The sequence below is a fragment of the Brevefilum fermentans genome (assembly GCF_900184705.1).
GTDB classification, from domain to species: domain Bacteria; phylum Chloroflexota; class Anaerolineae; order Anaerolineales; family Anaerolineaceae; genus Brevifilum; species Brevifilum fermentans.
In genome coordinates, this window is sequence record NZ_LT859958.1 from 674,642 (window position 1) to 691,826 (window position 17,185).

General features: G+C 52.0%; 12 protein-coding genes, 2 tRNA genes and 3 rRNA genes. 12 read left to right on the top strand and 5 right to left on the bottom strand.

What is annotated here, in order from left to right; all coding sequences use genetic code 11:
* Nucleotides 1-24 precede the first annotated feature (24 nt).
* The 9 genes from surE (at nucleotide 25) to CFX1CAM_RS03100 (ending at nucleotide 8,395) form a co-directional block, all read left to right on the top strand.
* Nucleotides 25-813 carry a 5'/3'-nucleotidase SurE gene (gene surE, locus CFX1CAM_RS03055; RefSeq protein WP_087861603.1) on the top strand — a complete coding sequence of 263 codons (789 nt, stop codon included), beginning with the start codon at nucleotides 25-27 and terminating at the stop codon, nucleotides 811-813.
* A 567-nt stretch (nucleotides 814-1,380) separates the two neighbouring features.
* A 16S ribosomal RNA gene (locus CFX1CAM_RS03065) occupies nucleotides 1,381-2,895 on the top strand.
* A gap of 141 nt (nucleotides 2,896-3,036) precedes the next feature.
* A tRNA-Ile gene (locus CFX1CAM_RS03070) sits at nucleotides 3,037-3,110 on the top strand.
* Nucleotides 3,111-3,140: 30 nt separating this feature from the next.
* Nucleotides 3,141-3,213: transfer RNA gene (locus CFX1CAM_RS03075), tRNA-Ala, on the top strand.
* A 248-nt stretch (nucleotides 3,214-3,461) separates the two neighbouring features.
* Nucleotides 3,462-6,424: ribosomal RNA gene (locus CFX1CAM_RS03080) — 23S ribosomal RNA — on the top strand.
* An 87-nt stretch (nucleotides 6,425-6,511) separates the two neighbouring features.
* A 5S ribosomal RNA gene (gene rrf / locus CFX1CAM_RS03085) occupies nucleotides 6,512-6,628 on the top strand.
* Together the 16S, 23S and 5S rRNA genes with 2 tRNA genes alongside form the textbook arrangement of a ribosomal RNA operon.
* 221 nt (nucleotides 6,629-6,849) lie before the next feature.
* Nucleotides 6,850-7,041, top strand: a complete 192-nt coding sequence (gene rpsU / locus CFX1CAM_RS03090; RefSeq protein ID WP_231941001.1) for a 30S ribosomal protein S21 — start codon at nucleotides 6,850-6,852, stop codon at nucleotides 7,039-7,041.
* A 33-nt stretch (nucleotides 7,042-7,074) separates the two neighbouring features.
* Complete coding sequence (infA, locus tag CFX1CAM_RS03095; protein ID WP_087861606.1) at nucleotides 7,075-7,323, top strand: translation initiation factor IF-1; 249 nt, start codon at nucleotides 7,075-7,077, stop codon at nucleotides 7,321-7,323.
* Nucleotides 7,324-7,414: 91 nt separating this feature from the next.
* Entirely contained in the window at nucleotides 7,415-8,395 is a 981-nt protein-coding gene (locus CFX1CAM_RS03100; RefSeq protein ID WP_087861607.1) for a GNAT family N-acetyltransferase, read from the top strand.
* Between the two features lie 133 nt (nucleotides 8,396-8,528).
* Here the strand turns inward: CFX1CAM_RS03100 and CFX1CAM_RS03105 are convergent, their stop codons facing one another.
* The gene (locus CFX1CAM_RS03105) at nucleotides 8,529-8,720 is read right to left on the bottom strand and encodes a hypothetical protein (RefSeq protein WP_087861608.1); all 192 of its coding nucleotides are present in this window, start codon (nucleotides 8,718-8,720) and stop codon (nucleotides 8,529-8,531) included.
* Between the two features lie 105 nt (nucleotides 8,721-8,825).
* The gene (locus tag CFX1CAM_RS03110) at nucleotides 8,826-10,160 is read right to left on the bottom strand and encodes an AI-2E family transporter (RefSeq protein ID WP_087861609.1); all 1,335 of its coding nucleotides are present in this window, start codon (nucleotides 10,158-10,160) and stop codon (nucleotides 8,826-8,828) included.
* A 189-nt stretch (nucleotides 10,161-10,349) separates the two neighbouring features.
* Between CFX1CAM_RS03110 and melA the strand changes: the two genes are divergently transcribed.
* The 3 genes from melA to CFX1CAM_RS03125 all read left to right on the top strand — a co-directional run bounded on the left by melA (nucleotide 10,350) and on the right by CFX1CAM_RS03125 (nucleotide 14,349).
* On the top strand, nucleotides 10,350-11,738 hold the full coding sequence (gene melA / locus CFX1CAM_RS03115) for an alpha-glucosidase/alpha-galactosidase (RefSeq protein ID WP_087861610.1): 1,389 nt from the start codon (nucleotides 10,350-10,352) through the stop codon (nucleotides 11,736-11,738).
* A gap of 254 nt (nucleotides 11,739-11,992) precedes the next feature.
* Nucleotides 11,993-12,892: a polysaccharide deacetylase family protein gene (locus CFX1CAM_RS03120; protein ID WP_087861611.1), complete on the top strand. Its 900-nt coding sequence runs from the start codon at nucleotides 11,993-11,995 to the stop codon at nucleotides 12,890-12,892.
* 32 nt (nucleotides 12,893-12,924) lie between these two features.
* The gene (locus CFX1CAM_RS03125; RefSeq protein WP_157891664.1) at nucleotides 12,925-14,349 is read left to right on the top strand and encodes an MFS transporter; all 1,425 of its coding nucleotides are present in this window, start codon (nucleotides 12,925-12,927) and stop codon (nucleotides 14,347-14,349) included.
* A gap of 203 nt (nucleotides 14,350-14,552) precedes the next feature.
* On the opposite strand, the gene CFX1CAM_RS03130 is transcribed toward CFX1CAM_RS03125, so the two are convergent.
* From CFX1CAM_RS03130 to CFX1CAM_RS03140, 3 genes are all read right to left on the bottom strand, one after another.
* Nucleotides 14,553-14,930: a hypothetical protein gene (locus CFX1CAM_RS03130; RefSeq protein ID WP_087861613.1), complete on the bottom strand. Its 378-nt coding sequence runs from the start codon at nucleotides 14,928-14,930 to the stop codon at nucleotides 14,553-14,555.
* 172 nt (nucleotides 14,931-15,102) lie between these two features.
* Entirely contained in the window at nucleotides 15,103-16,092 is a 990-nt protein-coding gene (locus CFX1CAM_RS03135) for a Gfo/Idh/MocA family protein (protein WP_087861614.1), read from the bottom strand.
* A 41-nt stretch (nucleotides 16,093-16,133) separates the two neighbouring features.
* On the bottom strand, nucleotides 16,134-17,159 hold the full coding sequence (locus CFX1CAM_RS03140; RefSeq protein ID WP_197687153.1) for a hypothetical protein: 1,026 nt from the start codon (nucleotides 17,157-17,159) through the stop codon (nucleotides 16,134-16,136).
* Nucleotides 17,160-17,185 lie beyond the last annotated feature (26 nt).

A 17,185-nucleotide genomic window follows, 5' to 3' on the forward strand; every position in this document is an offset into this window, starting at 1 on the left:
GAAATGAAGAGATGAAGAGGTTGTATGCATATTTTGGTAACGAACGATGATGGTGTTCTGGCTCCGGGCTTGCTGGCATTGACGCACGCCATGCGTGAGATTGCAGACAAGGTGACTGTTTTGGCGCCCGATCGTAATTGGTCCGCTTCGGGGCATGTAAAAACACTTCATCGCCCGCTTCGAATCATTGAAGTGGAACTGGAGGATGGCAGCTTAGCCTGGGCAACTGACGGCGCCCCATCTGATTGTGTCGCCCTGGCACAATTAGGCTTTATCACGGAGAAAATTGACCTGGTCGTATCCGGGATCAACCCTAACGCCAATATCGGGCATGATGTTACCTATTCGGGGACGGTGACGGCTGCGATGGAGGCTGCGATCGGGGGCATCCCTGGCGTGGCGGTATCCCTGGACAAACCTGATAAATTGTCGGGTCCGGTAGATTTCAGCGGCGCCAGCCGGGCGGCTCAGCGGGTTGTTCAATGGTTGAGTCAGCAAAACGGGTTGCCTGCTGAGATGATCTTGAGTGTGAACGTCCCTTATGGACCGGCAGAGAATTTTCAAGGATACATGATCACCCGCCAGGGGCTGCGAATTTATCGTGATGAATTGGTGCGCCGGGTCGACCCCGCGGGTCGGCCCTATTACTGGATTGGCGGGCAAGCACCGACCGCGATCGATGAACCCGGGACCGATTATGGAGCGCTAGCTGCGGGATATGTTTCTGTGACCCCCATTCAACTGAACCTGACCAGCAATAGAACGCGCGATTGGTTGGAGGAACGCCAGTTTGTCACCAGCCTGGATTTATAATGGACATATTTTAAGGTTGAGTTGGGATTAAAGTCTTGACAGTTAATCATTAATCGGTATAATCCTACCTCGTGCTTAAAAAATCGGGCACTGCTCCTAACGGGGCGGATCTTTAAAAATAAGAATATCATCAGCGTCAGCAGAAACGTTGTTTTCCATACAGATAAATGAACTTCTTGTTGGAAAAACGCTTGACATAGGTTTTGTGGTGTAGTAAGATATAAATCCACATAAATCCTTATTTATGAGGTCTCGCCAGAAAGACGGCAGATCCTTCAAAACTGAAGACGCAGCGCGAGAGCACTTCACTCAGGACATTGAAGTTCTGAAGAGAAATCAAGCGGCCGGTGTTAGCGAGACAGCATCGGCGCTTTATTCTCAAAAACAGGCAAAATGCTTGACAAAGAATCATGTGCTGAGTAGAATAGAGTCTCTTGTTAAAAGAGATAGCACCTTAACAACTGAAGAGTGATAGGAAGATGACAAACCTCGTCAATGAAAGTAGATCGACTCAGATCTTACATATCCGCTAAAATAGAACCCAACACCTTAACAGGTGAAAAATTTTTTGCGGAGAGTTTGATCCTGGCTCAGGATGAACGTTGGCGGCGTGCCTAATACATGCAAGTCGAACGGAGAATTTGATGTAGCAATACATTGAATTTCTTAGTGGCGAACGGGTGAGTAACGCGTTGGTGACCTACCCCAAAGAGCGGGATAACGGTTTGAAAAGACCGCTAATACCTCATGTGATCATATGGATTAGAAGCCTAATGATTAAAGGAGCTTGCTCCGCTTTGGGAGGGGCCAGCGTACCATCAGCTGGTTGGTAGGGTAATGGCTTACCAAGGCTATGACGGTTAGGGGACCTGAGAGGGTGGCCCCCCACAATGGAACTGAAACACGGTCCATACACCTACGGGTGGCAGCAGTAGGGAATATTGGTAATGCGCGAAAGCGTGAACCAGCAACGCCGCGTGTGCGATGAAGGCCTTCGGGTTGTAAAGCACTTTTCGGGAGGAAGAGGAAGGACTGTACTCCCAGAATAAGCCTCGGCTAACTACGTGCCAGCAGCCGCGGTAATACGTAGGAGGCAAACGTTATCCGGATTTACTGGGCGTAAAGCGCGTGTAGGCGGTTTGATAAGTTGGACGTGAAAGCTCCCGGCTCAACTGGGAGAGGTCGTTCAATACTGTCAAGCTAGAGGATGGTAGAGGGAGGTGGAATTCCGGGTGTAGTGGTGAAATGCGCAGATATCCGGAGGAACACCAGTGGCGAAGGCGGCCTCCTGGACCACTCCTGACGCTCAGACGCGAAAGCTAGGGTAGCGAACGGGATTAGAGACCCCGGTAGTCCTAGCTGTAAACGATGTGAACTAGGTGTCGGTGGGATTAAATCCATCGGTGTCGAAGCTAACGCGATAAGTTCACCGCCTGAGGACTACGGCCGCAAGGTTAAAACTCAAAGGAATTGACGGGGACCCGCACAAGCAGCGGAGCGTGTGGTTTAATTCGTTGCTACACGAAGAACCTTACCTGGGTTTGACATACTGGTTGTAGAGAACTGAAAAGGGACCGACCCTTCGGGGAGCCAGTACAGGTGTTGCATGGCTGTCGTCAGCTCGTGTCGTGAGATGTTCGGTTAAGTCCGCTAACGAGCGCAACCCTCGTCGTATGTTACATGTGTCATACGAGACTGCCGGTAAAAAGCCGGAGGAAGGTGAGGATGATGTCAAGTCAGCATGACCTTTATGTCCAGGGCTACACACACGCTACAATGGTCTGTACAATGGGTAGCCAAGCCGCGAGGCGGAGCCAATCCTGAAAGCAGGCCTCAGTTCGGATTGCAGTCTGCAACTCGACTGCATGAAGTAGGAGTTGCTAGTAACCGCAGGTCAGCTATACTGCGGTGAATACGTTCCCGGGTCTTGTACACACCGCCCGTCACGTCATGGAAGCTGGCAACGCCTGAAGCCGGTATCCTAACCCTCACGGGAGGGAGCCGTCTAAGGTGGGGTTGGTGACTGGGACGAAGTCGTAACAAGGTAGGTGTACCGGAAGGTGCGCCTGGATCACCTCCTTTCTATGGAGAACACACGGACATGCCTGAGGGCATGAACGTCACACTCCCTAAAAAAGGTGCCTCTACAGCGGTGGAGAGGCATGCATTGAACGAAGTTAAACCTTCCTATCACTCCTCAGCTGTTAAGGCTGAGTCTCTTGCGGGCTATTAGCTCAGCTGGTTAGAGCGCGCCTCTGATAAGGGCGAGGTCTCTGGTTCGAATCCAGAATGGCCCACTGTGCCCGATAGGCTGGGTGCATCCGACTGGGGATGTAGCTTAGTTGGGAGAGCGCCGCCTTTGCAAGGCGGAGGTCGTGGGTTCGAATCCCATCATCTCCATTACTGGGCTTGAAAACCCCAGGCATCAACAGGGTTGACAGGAGATGGTTGCTGCTAATTACAAAGCAATTGACGGCGACCATCGCCGGTCAACCGGCAAGTTGGCGAATAAGCCAATTCGTACATTACCAATTGAATAGTTACTGACATCAAATTGTAGGCCGAAATCGAATAAGATTTCAATTTTTTAGTAAGTGTATGCAAGAAGGAATGCTTAATTGAAAAAGCATCGAATTCTCCGCATCACGTGAGAAGCTACTAAGAGCTTACGGTGGATGCCTAGGCGCTAAGTGCCGACGAAGGACGTGGGACACTGCGATAAGCCTCGGGAAGCTGTGAACAAGTGTTGATCCGGGGATGTCCGAATTGGGAAACCAGCCGTTGTGAACCAGCGGCATCATATGCTGAATATATAGGCATATGAGGGGAACCTGGGGAACTGAAACATCTAAGTACCCAGAGGAAAAGAGATTATTCCCTGAGTAGTGGCGAGCGAAAAGGGAGCAGCCCAAACCGACGTAGTTTACTATGTCGGGGTTGTAGGGTCCAGCAAATGAGAGTCATAAATTGAGAGGTTAGTGGAATGGTATGGAATAGCCAGCCAAAGAAGGTGAGAGCCCTGTACGCGAAAACCGCTCAACTCTCGCAGGATACCTGAGTACTGCCGGGCACGCTAATCCGGCAGGAAGCTGGGGAGTCCACTCTCCAAGGCTAAATACACTTTGCGACCGATAGTGAACAAGTACCGTGAGGGAAAGGTGAAAAGTACCCCTGTTAGGGGAGTGAAAAGAACCTGAAACCGTAAGCTTACAAGCAGTCGAAGGGCTATGATAGGTTGGTGCTATGGTGAAAGCCTGTGCGCACTATAATGCCTGACGGCGTGCCTTTTGGAGAATGAGCCTGCGAGTTAATTTCTGTGGCAAGGTTAAGGGAGTGACACCCGGAGCCGGAGCGAAAGCGAGTCTGAATAGGGCGGCAGTCGCAGGGATTAGACACGAAACCAGGTGAGCTACCCATGGCCAGGTTGAAGCGGGTCTAAACGCCCGTGGAGGACCGAACCCACTAATGTTGCAAAATTAGGGGATGAGCTGTGGGTAGGGGTGATATGCCAAACGAACCTGGAGATAGCTTGTTCTCCCCGAAATAGCTTTAGGGCTAGCGTCATGTGTTAAATAACGGAGGTAGAGCACTGAATGGGCTAGGGGGCTCAGAGCTTACCAAACCCAATCAAACTCCGAATGCCGTTATTCGAGAGCATGGCAGTCGGACTCCGGGAGATGAGTTTCGGGGTCGAAAGGGAAACAGCCCAGACCATCGGCTAAGGTCCCCAAATTCAAGCTAAGTGGGAAACGATGTGAGGTTACTGAAACAACCAGGAGGTTTGCTTAGAAGCAGCAATCCTTTAAAGAGTGCGTAATAGCTCACTGGTCGAGTGATCTTGCGCGGAAAATTTAACGGGGCTAAGCTTGATACCGAAGCCATGGGTTCTAGATTTTCTAGAGCGGTAGGGGAGCGTTCTGTTTGCTTTGAAGGTTGACCGTGAGGACAGCTGGAGCGGACAGAAGTGAGAATGCAGGCATGAGTAGCGTAAAACACGTGAGAACCGTGTTCACCGTATGTCTAAGGTTTCCGACGCCAGGTCGTTCCGCGTCGGGTTAGTCGGGGCCTTAGCCGAGGCCGAGAGGCGTAGGCGATGGATAACCGGTCAACATTCCGGTACCACTTAAAATGAGCGATGGAGGGACGCATTGAGGTAGGCCAGCCTGAGATTGGTCGTTCAGGTGAACCATGTGTCAGACGTTGAGGCCCATAGGAAAATCCGTGGGCTGAGTTGAGACATGGTTGCGAGTCTATAAGACGTAAGTGAGTTGAGCCTTAGTGCCTAGAAAAGCTTCTAAGTGATGATTTTTAAGTGCCCGTACCGCAATCCGACACAGGTAGACGGGTAGAGTATACTCAGGTGAGCGGGAGAACCTTCGTTAAGGAACTCGGCAATTTAGCCTCGTAACTTCGGGATAAGAGGTGCCCTTTCAGGTGAAAAATTTATTTTGAGCCCGAGAGGGCCGCAGTGAAATGGCTCAAGGGACTGGTTACCAAAACCACAGGTCTCTGCAAAACCGTAAGGTGATGTATAGGGGCTGACACCTGCCCAGTGCCGGAAGGTTAAAGGGAGAGGTTAGCGCAAGCGAAGCTTTGAACTGAAGCCCCGGTGAACGGCGGCCGTAACTATAACGGTCCTAAGGTAGCGAAATTCCTTGTCGGGTAAGTTCCGACCCGCACGAATGGTGTAACAACTTGAGCAGTGTCTCAACGAAGGACCCGGCGAAATTGAAATGGCTGTAAAGATGCGGCCTACCCGCAGTAGGACAATAAGACCCCGTGGAACTTTACTGCAGCTTGATATTGAGTTTGAATATTATTTGTGGAGAATAGGTGGGAGGCTATGAAGCCAGGGCGCCAGCCTTGGTGGAGCCATCAGTGAAATACCACCCTGGTAATGTTTAGGCCCTAACCCTCGACCGTTATCCGGCGAGGGGACAGTGTCTGGTGGGCAGTTTGACTGGGGCGGTCGCCTCCTAAAAGGTAACGGAGGCGCCCAAAGGTTCCCTCAGGCTGAATGGAAACCAGCCATTGAGTGTAAAGGCACAAGGGAGCTTGACTGTAAGACCAACGCGTCGAGCAGAGACGAAAGTCGGGCTTAGTGATCCCACGCTTCTGAGTGGAAAGGGCGTGGCTCATCGGATAAAAGTTACCCCGGGGATAACAGGCTAGTCAGGTCCAAGAGTCCATATCGACGACCTGGCTCGGCACCTCGATGTCGGCTCATCGCATCCTGGGGCTGGATCAGGTCCCAAGGGTCGGGCTGTTCGCCCGTTAAAGCGGTACGCGAGCTGGGTTCAGACCGTCGTGAGACAGGTCGGTCTCTATCCACTGTGGGCGTAAGGGATTTGAGGAGAGCTGCTCCTAGTACGAGAGGACCGGAGTGGACAGACCTCTAGTGTGCCAGTTGTCGTGCCAACGGCATCGCTGGGTAGCTACGTCTGGCAGAGATAACCGCTGAAAGCATCTAAGCGGGAAACTCGCTTCAAGATTAGATCCCTCATCCAGTAAATGGAGTAAGATCGCAGGAAGACCACCTGCTTGATAGGCAGTAGGTGTAAGCGTAGCAATGCGTTTAGCTTAACTGTACTAATCGATCGAGGGCTTCAACACGTGATGTGGAGAACTCGTTGCTTTTTCGCTACAATTTGGCTGTCATGACTATTCGTTGGTATCTTTAACATCGTTGAAAATGTCCTTTGGTGATTAGAGCGGCGAGGGTACACCCGGTAACATCCCGAACCCGGTCGTTAAGCTTGCCAGCGCTGATGGTACTTGGGGGGAGGCCCCCTGGGAGAGTAAGTCATTGCCAAAGGACTTTTCTTTTTAATTCGCAGGATGTTTCTGGTTCTTTGAATTGGTCGCCGTTTGGCGCCGTTACCAGTTACCATTCTCCCCGAATTAAAGTATAATATGACCCGGTACGTCAAATTTTTTCAGGGCGTGCACATTGTTTAGGATGCCAGACCGGGTTGATGGTGGGTTCGTCCTCACCTGGACGAGGTTTTGCATCATCGACCACCTTTTGGAAGGGAGGTGAGGGTTTTGACACGTGTCGTTTTACGACAAAATGAATCTCAGGATCAATTGTTCCGGCGTTTCCGGAAGCAAGTTGTTAAAAGCGGTGTTTTGAGCACCATTCGACGGAAACGTTGGTTTATTTCAAAAAGCGAACTTCGTCGTATGGAGAAGAAAAAAGCAATCCGGCGTGCTGTACGCAACGATTAGTGATTGACAGCGGTTTTGTTCGAAGGAGGTTTTATGGCCAAAGATGACGATAAGTTAACGGTTGAGGGCACGGTAATTGAAGCCTTGCCCGGCACTCAGTTCAAAGTCGAATTGGAAAACGGTTCGGAAATACTCGCATATCTCTCGGGTAAGATGCGCCGGCACTATATCCGGATTTTGTTGGGCGATCGAGTTCGATTGGAGATCTCACCCTATGACCTTACTCGTGGGCGGATCGTCTATCGTTATCGGCGTCATTCTGCGGAACCAGACGACTTTTAATAAACCTGTTTTATTCATTTTTGAAGATCGAAATCCTGCTTTGGCAGGATTTTTTGATTCTGAAAGCATGTTCGTGAGGTAAAATAGCGTCATGGTAGCCCCCGTATTCCCGGCTGTAACCCCTCATCCACACATCCGTCGATTTGATTTAACGCGCGATCTTGACCCGGTCGCCGATTTGATCGAACTCTGTTTTCCAATCCATTTAGACCCGGATGGAAAAGCCTATATTGATGAAATGCGAAAAATCGCCTGGGAAATGCGCTTGATGGGGCGCCTGGTTGGCTTTTCCGATCAATACCCCGCGAAAAACAGCGGCTTTGTTTGGGAGGAAAATGGGCAGATTATTGGCAACCTGAGCCTGATCCCCAGCACGAAGGGAGGGCGTCGTGTGGTCGTGATCGCCAATGTTGCTGTACACCCTGACCATCGCCGCCGTGGGATTGCTCATGAGCTGACTCAGCGTGCCTTGCAAACCCTGCGCCAGCAGGGTGAAACCGAAGCCTGGTTGCAGGTGCGAGACGACAACCCGCCCGCCATCCAGCTCTACCGCAGGTCAGGTTTTAGCGAACAGGCTTTGCGCACTACCTGGCGCATCTGCCCTCGCGATCGGAGTCCTTGGAGAAATAGCCACACACCTCCTTGCCAGGTTGGGCGCTGGTACCCGCGTGACTGGACAACCCAGCAGTCCTGGCTGGATGTGGCTTATCCTGATGACCTTCGCTGGCAATGGCCTGTTGATTTCCGCCAATTCGCGCCGGACCTCCTGCAAAGAACCAAGACTTTTTTGGATGACTCTTATCTCAAGCATTGGGTTGTGAAGGTCAAAAGTGAATTTCTGGGGGTAATTACCTGGCAAAAAACGAATACTTATGCCAATAACCTGTGGCTGGCATTCTCGATAGAAAAAGAAGCTGAGCTTCTGCCATGCAGTCTGGCACGAGTGCTCCAGCGGCTACCTCAAAAGCACCCGCTTTCGATTGATTATCCGCAAGGCAGGGGGGCCGAGCAGCTTTCTCGCCTGGGGTTTACTGAATTTCGAACTTTGATCTGGATGGTCTATCGGTTTTAGAACCTCATGCAGGCCTTAAAGACTGCCTGGAGGACATCGTATGGACAATTGTCTTCAAACCCAAACCGGGTTTGGTGGCAATAATTTTTAAATAGGAATCTTTGTGAGACACCTTTTTTAAAAAACGCCCAGTTTAGAGCTCTTCATCCAGGACCATGTCTACCAGGTCGATGAATTCCTGCCATTCTTCTTTGAAGAAGTGCAGGGTGACGTTATTCAATTCCAGGTGGTAGGTAGTTTCACCATCGGCTTCCTCTGCCTTCCAGGCGAGGTAATTGTCGGTTTCGGCAATCGTGGTGGTTTTAGGATCTAAGGAATCGTCCATTTTGTGTTCTCCTCGTAAGACTATTGATTGACTCAGCTATCATTTATATCACATCTGGCGGCTTCAGGCATAGCATCACCGGTATATCTCAGCAGGAAAAATCTTTCATTCTTTGGAGCTGACCTGTTCTCGCTCTTCCTCTGGAGCGAGATTGGATGGCTCTTTGTGTGACGGCAACGCGTCAGCCTTCGGTTTCTTCCACAATTTATTCCAGTGTTTTACAATCCAGGACTTGAGAGCCAACCAGGTTTTATCCAACCACAACGCCCATTTTGTTTTCTCGATGGTCTCACTGGTTTCATCGACCTCAAAGGGATCCTGATCCCTGAGTTTTCTGATCACATATATAAGGATTAATTTGAAGCTGGCCATGATTGGGGCAGCGATCACAATCCCAATGACGCCAAACAACTGCACACCGATAATCGCCCCGATTAAAACCAGAGATGGATGAACTTTCAAGCCCGATGCCATCACCTTTATGCGGATGATGTTATCGATGATATTGTTGATGATCATTGACACAGCCAGGACGATGATCATGTAAATGCCGGCTGGGAGGCCAAAGGGGATATTCGATTGAAACAACGCGACCAGCCCAAAGGAGATCCAGGTAACCCAGGCACCCACGTAGGGAATTAATTGACCAATGGCAGCGATGGCAGCCAGACCGATAAAAAACTGCACGCCTAAAACGCCAAGGGTGATCATGTAAAGGACATAAGAGATCAACACAACGACGAGCTCGCCGCGAATAAATGCGTTCCAAATTTGGTTCAGGTCATTACCGATGCGCTGAATGTCCTTACTGGTGCCGGCGCTGCTCCTAAAGAATGCCTGGTCAGGGGAATGTCTGGATTCTGGCAGCAAAAAATAGGAGATCAACACAATCAATACCGTCCAGGTGATGATACTCATCGCACCGGCTGCAATCGACCCTACCAATGACCCAAACTGACCAATAACGGGTTGAATAATGCGCACAATCTCACCGGTGATTTCATCCCAGCTAAAACCGGAAGGTGAAAAGTGAAAGGGACCAATGACATAGGTGCGTTCAGTGATATCGGCTACCAGGTCTGGAAGGAGGTGGATATTTTTCTCGATGAATCGAATCAGGTTCTGGACCTGTTCGACCAGCGCAAATCCACCCCAGGTCATCAGACCCAGGATGATCAGCACCAGCAGGATATAAATGATGGTAACCGAAATGCGCCAGGGGATTTTTAACTTATTTGTGGTGAAAGTTGCCAGAGGTTTGATCAGGTACGCCAATAAAATGGCAGTGATCAATGGGCCCAGAAAACTCTGAAAGCGGACCAGAAGTAAAAGGAAAATCGCAACCAGCCCCATCCCGACGACCAGTTTTGTCGTCCAACCCCAATTTGGCGAAGGGTTTTCATTGTTATTTTGATAGTTTTGAGCGTTTTTTTCTGTCATGACTCACTGTGTTGGAAATCATAATTTTCTTAATCAAAATCAAGATGATGCTGCCGTCCAGCCAATCTTATTATACAATAAAGTAACAAAATAATTTTTGTGCAAATGAACCGATGGGCGTTGTTTTCAATAACTTAGCTGATGATGAACCATCATCCATCGTTGTCAATGAAAAAAAGGAGTGTAAATATGCCAAAAATATGCTTTCTGGGTGCCGGCAGCACCGTGTTTGCCAAAGACCTGTTAACTGACATCCTCACTTTCCCCGAGCTGGCAGAATCCACGATTGCCCTGCACGATATCGATGCCAACCGCCTCGAAACGACGTTTAAAGTCGGCATCGGCGTGGCGATGTCGATGGGGGTGGCTCCCAACCTTGAGATGCACCTTGATCGGCTGGCAGCGCTGGAGGGCGCGGATTACGCCATCGGGATGTTCCAGGTGGGCGGCTACCAGCCGTGCACGGTGACGGATTTTGAGGTTCCGAAGCGATTTGGGCTGCGGCAAACCATTGCGGATACCCTGGGAATCGGCGGGATCATGCGCGCGTTGCGCACCATCCCGGTGTATCTGGAAATGTGCCGGGACATGGAAGAAGTGTGCCCGCAGGTGACTCTGCTGAATTATGTCAACCCGATGGCAATGGTCACCTGGGCGATCAACCGGGCATCAGAGATCCGCACGGTGGGTTTGTGTCATTCGGTGCAGGGCACCGCCGCACAACTGGCTGAACTGATCGATGTGCCGCTGGAAGAAATTAATTATTTGTGCGCCGGGATCAACCACTTGGCGTTTTACCTGCATTTTGAGCGGGATGGACAGGACCTGTACCCTTTGCTCCGCCAGGTGATTGCGGAAGGTCGGGTCCCGGATTGGAACCGGGTGCGGTTTGATATGCTCCAACGCCTGGGATATTTTGTCACCGAATCCAGCGAGCATTTTGCTGAATATGTGCCCTGGTTCATCAAGCGCGATCGACCCGACCTGATTGAAAAATACAATATTCCGCTGGATGAGTACATCCGGCGCTGCGAGGTGCAAATTGCCGGCTGGGAAGTGGCGCATCAGTTGCTTGAAGATCCGAGCGCAGCGATTGACCATGAAGCCCTGTTGAAAAACATGCTCGCTGCTGGCGCAATGGAAAATGAAATCCAGTATGTACGCGATTTTCTCACCGGCGCAGATACGGGTCAGCGCTCAATGGAGTACGGTGCCAGGATCATCCATGCCCTCGAGACCGGGCAGCCCAGCGTGGTCTACGGCAACGTGATGAACGCCGGGCTGATTGATAATTTGCCCGCCGAATCCTGCGTGGAGGTGCCCTGCCTGGTGGACAAGAACGGCATTCAGCCCACCAGGGTCGGGAAGCTGCCGCCGCAACTGGCGGCGCTGATCCAGACCAATATCAACGTGCAAAGCCTGACAGTAGAAGCCGCCCTGACGGGCAAGCGCGAGCATATTTATCATGCCGCCCTGCTTGATCCGCACACTGCGGCTGAACTGGATCCAGAGCAGATTTATGCCCTGGTCGATGCGATGATCGAAGCGCATGGCGATTGGCTGCCTGAATATATTTAAGAATGGTAAGTGGTAAATTCACGTCGCGAAGCATTGCCTGTGCCTGCCCTGGGCGGACTTTTGCGAAGCACTCCCTGTGCCCTGCAAGGGTATCGAACTGTAGGTTGCCCTGGCCGGACTCCCTTAATACCTGCTTCCTGCTTCCTGCTTCCCGCTTCCCGATTCCTGATTCCTAATGCACCTCTCACCATTCACCAATCCTGTATATAATAGAAGTGAGTTCCTTTACAACCCACGTTACCAGAGGAGGAAGAATGCAACCCAACCCTGTATTGAAAAAACTTGGATTCTCGCCCGATGACCGGGTGGCTATCATCCACACCGATGATATCGGTATGTGCCAGGCGACGGTCGATGCCTTTGCTGATCTTGTTGACTTTGGCTTAATCTCCAGCGGGGCGGTGATGGTGCCCTGTCCCTGGTTCTTGGAAGCGGCAGAGTTTGCCCGTAACCATCCGGAAGCCGACCTGGGTGCTCACCTGACCCTGACTTGCGAATACGACCGTTACCGCTGGGGGCCGCTCAGCACCCGCGAGCCCGCCTCCGGTTTGCTGGATGCGCAGGGCTTCATGCATAAAACATCCGAAGAGGTCTGGGCTCATGCTGACCCGCAGGCTGCGATTGCTGAACTGGATGCGCAAGTCAGCCGTGCGATCGCAGAGGGGATGAACCTGACGCATATCGATACGCACATGGGTACGGTCGTCCATCCGCAAATCATACCGGGCTATATCCAGTTGGCGACCCGGTACGGCTTGCCGCCGATGATCCCGCGCCTGTCGGCGGATGAAATCATGCACGTCGGAAATGTGGATGAAAACACCGCCCAGATGTTCATCTCATTAATCCAATCCCTGGAAGAGATGGGCATCCCCCTGCTGGACGGGCTGACCGGTATGCCGCTGGATGATCCCAGCGACCGTCTGGAGAAGGTCAAATCTGCGTTCCGCGCGCTCAAACCCGGGCTGACCCATTTCATCATCCACCCCGCCAAAGATACGCCCGAACTGCGCGCCATCACCTCATCCTGGCCGAGCCGGGTGGGCGATTACGAGACCTTTACCAGCGAAGCCGTCCGAGATTTCATCCGGGCGGAGGGCATCCAGGTTATCGGTTACCGCGCCTTGCAAGCGTTGATGCCAAAGATTGATTAATCCATCCATCATAAACCATTATGGGAGAACACATGACTGAACAGACCATACCTCAACCGGTCAAACTGAGCTTTGGCTATAAATTTTCCTGGGGGTTGGCTGCCCTGGGCACTTCATTGATCTCGGGAATCTACGGCGGGTTGCTGACCATCTTCTACCAGGATTACCTGGGTCTGGATGCCAAATGGATTGGCATCGCCGCTACGATTTACGCCCTGTGGAATGCCTTCAACGATCCGCTGTTTGGCTACATTACCGACAGCACCCGATCGAAACGCGGCCGGCGGATCCCCTATATGCGGTTTACAGCACCCTTCCTGGCGCTGACCTTTGTCCTGGTGTGGATTGCACCGCCGCAGGCTGGTCAACAAGTCCTGTTCTGGTGGATGCTGATCACCATGCTGCTGTATGACACCTTTTACACGATCATCGGGCTGGTGTACTCAGCCCTGCTGCCCGAGGTGACCGAATCCGATGCCGAGCGTAACGGGTTACAGATCTCCAGCTCGCTGTTTGGGATGCTGGGAACTCTGCTGGGCTTCCTGATCCCCGACATGGTCAGGCCCAAAACAGCCGCCGATTCCTTTATGCCCCTGTACCTGGCGATGATCGCGGTGGGGTTTGTTGGCATGGTACTGATTTTGATCACATCGTTTACCGTCAAAGAACGCCCCGAGTTCACCGTGGTCGATCAACCCCTTCCATTTTGGGATGCGATCAAGTTCACATTTACCAGCAAATCCTTCATCTTCCTGGTAGCAGAGAACTTTATGGCGATCCTGATGAGCTCATTACTCTTGGGGTCGATTTTCTACCTGGCAGACTATGTCCTACGCTGGCCGGCGATCCAATTACTGGCTTTTCTGTTCATACCGCTGATCGTTGGCATCCCCCTGACCTCGCTGTTCAGAAAGCGCTTTGGCGTGGTGGCTGCTCAGCAGGTGCTGTTGATCCTGGCTGGCGTCGCCCTGGTCGCCATCGCGGTGGTCCCGCCTTTCCTGATTCCAGCCTGTATTGCCCTCGCCGGGTTGGGATTGGCCGGTCCACAGACGCTAACGAATATCCTGTTTGCCCAGGTGGCAGATGAGGATGAAGTTCGCTCAGGTGTGCGCCGTGAGGGAGCGTTCTTCGGGGTGAATGCGTTGATCACCAAGCCCGCCCAGTCGGTTGCCATCTGGGCCATTGCCTTCATCCTGGAGCGCAGCAATTTCATCACGCGCGCCTCACAAATGGGTGAGACCTTTATCAACCAGCCTCCTGAGGCGATCATGGGTATCAAAATCTTCAGCGGGTTGATTCCGGGCCTTAGCTGCCTGTTGGGCGCACTGCTTTTGGTATGGTATCCGCTGCGGGGGAGCTACCTGGCAGAGATACAGGAAAAAGTGCTGCACATGCACCAGGAAAAACGAGAAGCCCTCGACCAGCATTTATCGCAATCCCAATCTCAGGCGGAGTAAACCGTCGTGATCGCATCACCTGCATGATGATGCTGAGCCAAAGGTATGGGTTTTTGTCTGCGTTTTGATTGCTTGTTGGGGTTGAAGCGGGATTGCTATCAAGCCAAAGCCTGATCCTGTGCGTCAGGGCTGGCTCTCAGCTTGTTTTTAAATTTGTGCAGGGGCGAGTTTGTTTCGCCCCTGCATTTGATCTTCGTAAAAAACTACTCGATTTTTGTTTCTTCTTCTGTTTCTTCTTCTTCTTCTTCTTCTTCTTCTTCTAATTCATCCTCGAGCAGATCGTTCAGGGCTTCCAGTTCTTCATCGGTGAATTCATAGGATTCAATTTCAACATCAGCGAAGATGTCCACAATCCAGCCAATACCAAATAGCAGAGCCGCATATACAATATACTGCCCAAAACTGTTGATGTGGAAGTTGACAATATCAAAGAGGCTGTCTTTGACAATCACCTGACCCATGTTCACCAAGTTCGAGATGTATTTAAAGGAATTAACAGCTGACCACACTGCAAAGATTAACAACAAACCGGCCAGAATGTAGAAAATGATGCTAACAACGCTTAATCTTTTATTGAACATATCAACCAACTTTCTATATTTTTATAGTAATCAATATCTGGTAAATTATAACCCAGTGGATTATACACTATTAAATTTAAATGGGTTAAGCATCGCAAATTTCGCAGGCTGTACACCCCAACATCATCCAGTGCCCCGATGTGAAAAGCACGTGTTAACCCAACTGCAAACCTCAAAGGTCCACCGGTTGCCCGTTTTTCAGAGCCGATTCCGCTAGCGCCAAGATGGTGCGCATATTGCCCAGGGCGTCCTCAATCGGAAAGCGGGGTGGTCTACCAGCGATGCTGTGCATGAAATCCTCTGCCATCAAGGTGTATATGTTGACGCCCTCAAACCTGTACTCCTGGCGGCTCCCCTCTCCCTTTTGTTCAGTAATCCAGGTTTCCTCGACGCCGACCTTGAAACTGTTCGGTATTTCGAGGTAACCCCGCGAACCCGCCAGCAGGCAGCGTTGGCGGTCCTCTTGGTTCATGGCACAATCGAAATGTGCGATCAGCCCATCACCAAAATCCAGCATACCCACCAGTTGATCATCCACGCCGGTGGAGGTCCGGTACATGCGCGCCTGCACGGTCCGCGGCTCGCGCCCAGCCATCATGCGGCTGATGCTGACCGAGTAACAGCCCACATCCATCAGCGCCCCACCACCCATCTCCGGTTTAAAGCGAATGTTCGCTGTGTCCTCTTTCCGATATGTGAAGGCAGATTCAATCGTCTTGAGATCGCCGATGGCGCCATCCAGCACCATCTTGTGGGCAGCTAAGATGCGCGGGTGGTAGCGATACATGAAAGCTTCCATTAACTGCACTCCGTTCGCCCTCGCCGCGGCGATCATCTCCTGGCATTCTTCAAGGTTCAGCGCCAGGGGTTTCTCACACAGGATATGCTTTCCAGCTTCAGCCGCCAGGAGGGCCCAGGGTTTGTGCAGGTGGTTGGGCAGCGGAATGTAAACCGCGTCGATTTCCGGGTCAGCCAACAGGGCTGCGTAGCTGCCATAGGCTTTGGGGATCGCAAACCGGTCTGCAAAATCGCGGGCGTTGTCTATATCCCGGCTGGCAACGGCTGCCACCTCAGCCATTTCTGTTTCTTTTAATGCAGGGATCATGGACTTCAGAGCAATGCGTGCCGTTCCGAGGATCCCCCAGCGCGTCTTATTGTTCATAGGAACTCCTTAAATTCTTGAAATTTTTGTTTTTGTTGTCTTCAACACTTGTCCTGGGGCGGTTCTGACTGCTTGAACAGGAAACCCAGCCCAATCAGGGTCGCCAGCCCGAACAACAACACCCAGGGACGCTCCAGGGTCCACAACAGCGCGGTGAACGCGGTACGGATGCCCCTCACCCGGTTGGCACCAACGGGGATGGGCGCGCCTTGATCCCAATTGAAGGTGTTCAGTTTCGCCAGGAAACCCTGCGCCACACATCCTTCCAGGCTGAAAATATGGATGGGTTTCCCCTGCATGACACACAGGCGCAGATCGCGGGTAAACTCCTCCCAGGTCAGAGGGTCGGCTTTGATCGCATCTGGCAGGTCCACTCCGCCACCGGTGATGCCCACGCCGACCGAATCCGCCTCGGGGGCATAACTCCAAAGAATGGCCTTCCCCCAGGTTCCCATGCTGCTGGAGTAGAGCATCAGTACCTCTCGATCAGTGACCAGGTCGACCAGCCCGAAGGTGCGCTGCAGCACGGTGGCACGGGCGGAGCGCTCGTCCACGATGAGCGGGAACTGGTAGCTTTCCACCGGGTAGCCATCGGCGCGAATTTCGTCCACAAGCGCCTGATAACCCCGCCGGACGCGTGCCACTCGCTGATGATCCACGAACTTGCGCAGCAAACGCCTGACAGCGGCGCGCCTGCCAGCGCGTTCAAACAGGGCGCGCATCTCGTTGATATCCATTTCGATATCCAGCCCGACCCCGGCCCACTCCAGCCCGTGTTCACGCGTCCAGGCTTTGAAGTCCTGGTAGCGAGCGGCGGCTTTATCGTAATTATCGATGTTAAACCAGTAGCCATCCTCTACGGGCAGCAACAGCCAGGCGACGACGGGGACGCCAACCTTGTTCAAGCGTTTGACCAGCTCAGCGCGGGTTGGTGAAAAATCCAGGATGCCCAGGCTGAGGGTCGCGTTGAGCGCTTTGAGATCGTCGATCACAAAGCGACCGTTAAATAATTTTTCCAGCGGTTCGGGCGCTAATTCACAGAAAAAAGTCAGTTGCGGTTGAGCCATGGGCGTGAACCTCCTTGTTGGGGTGA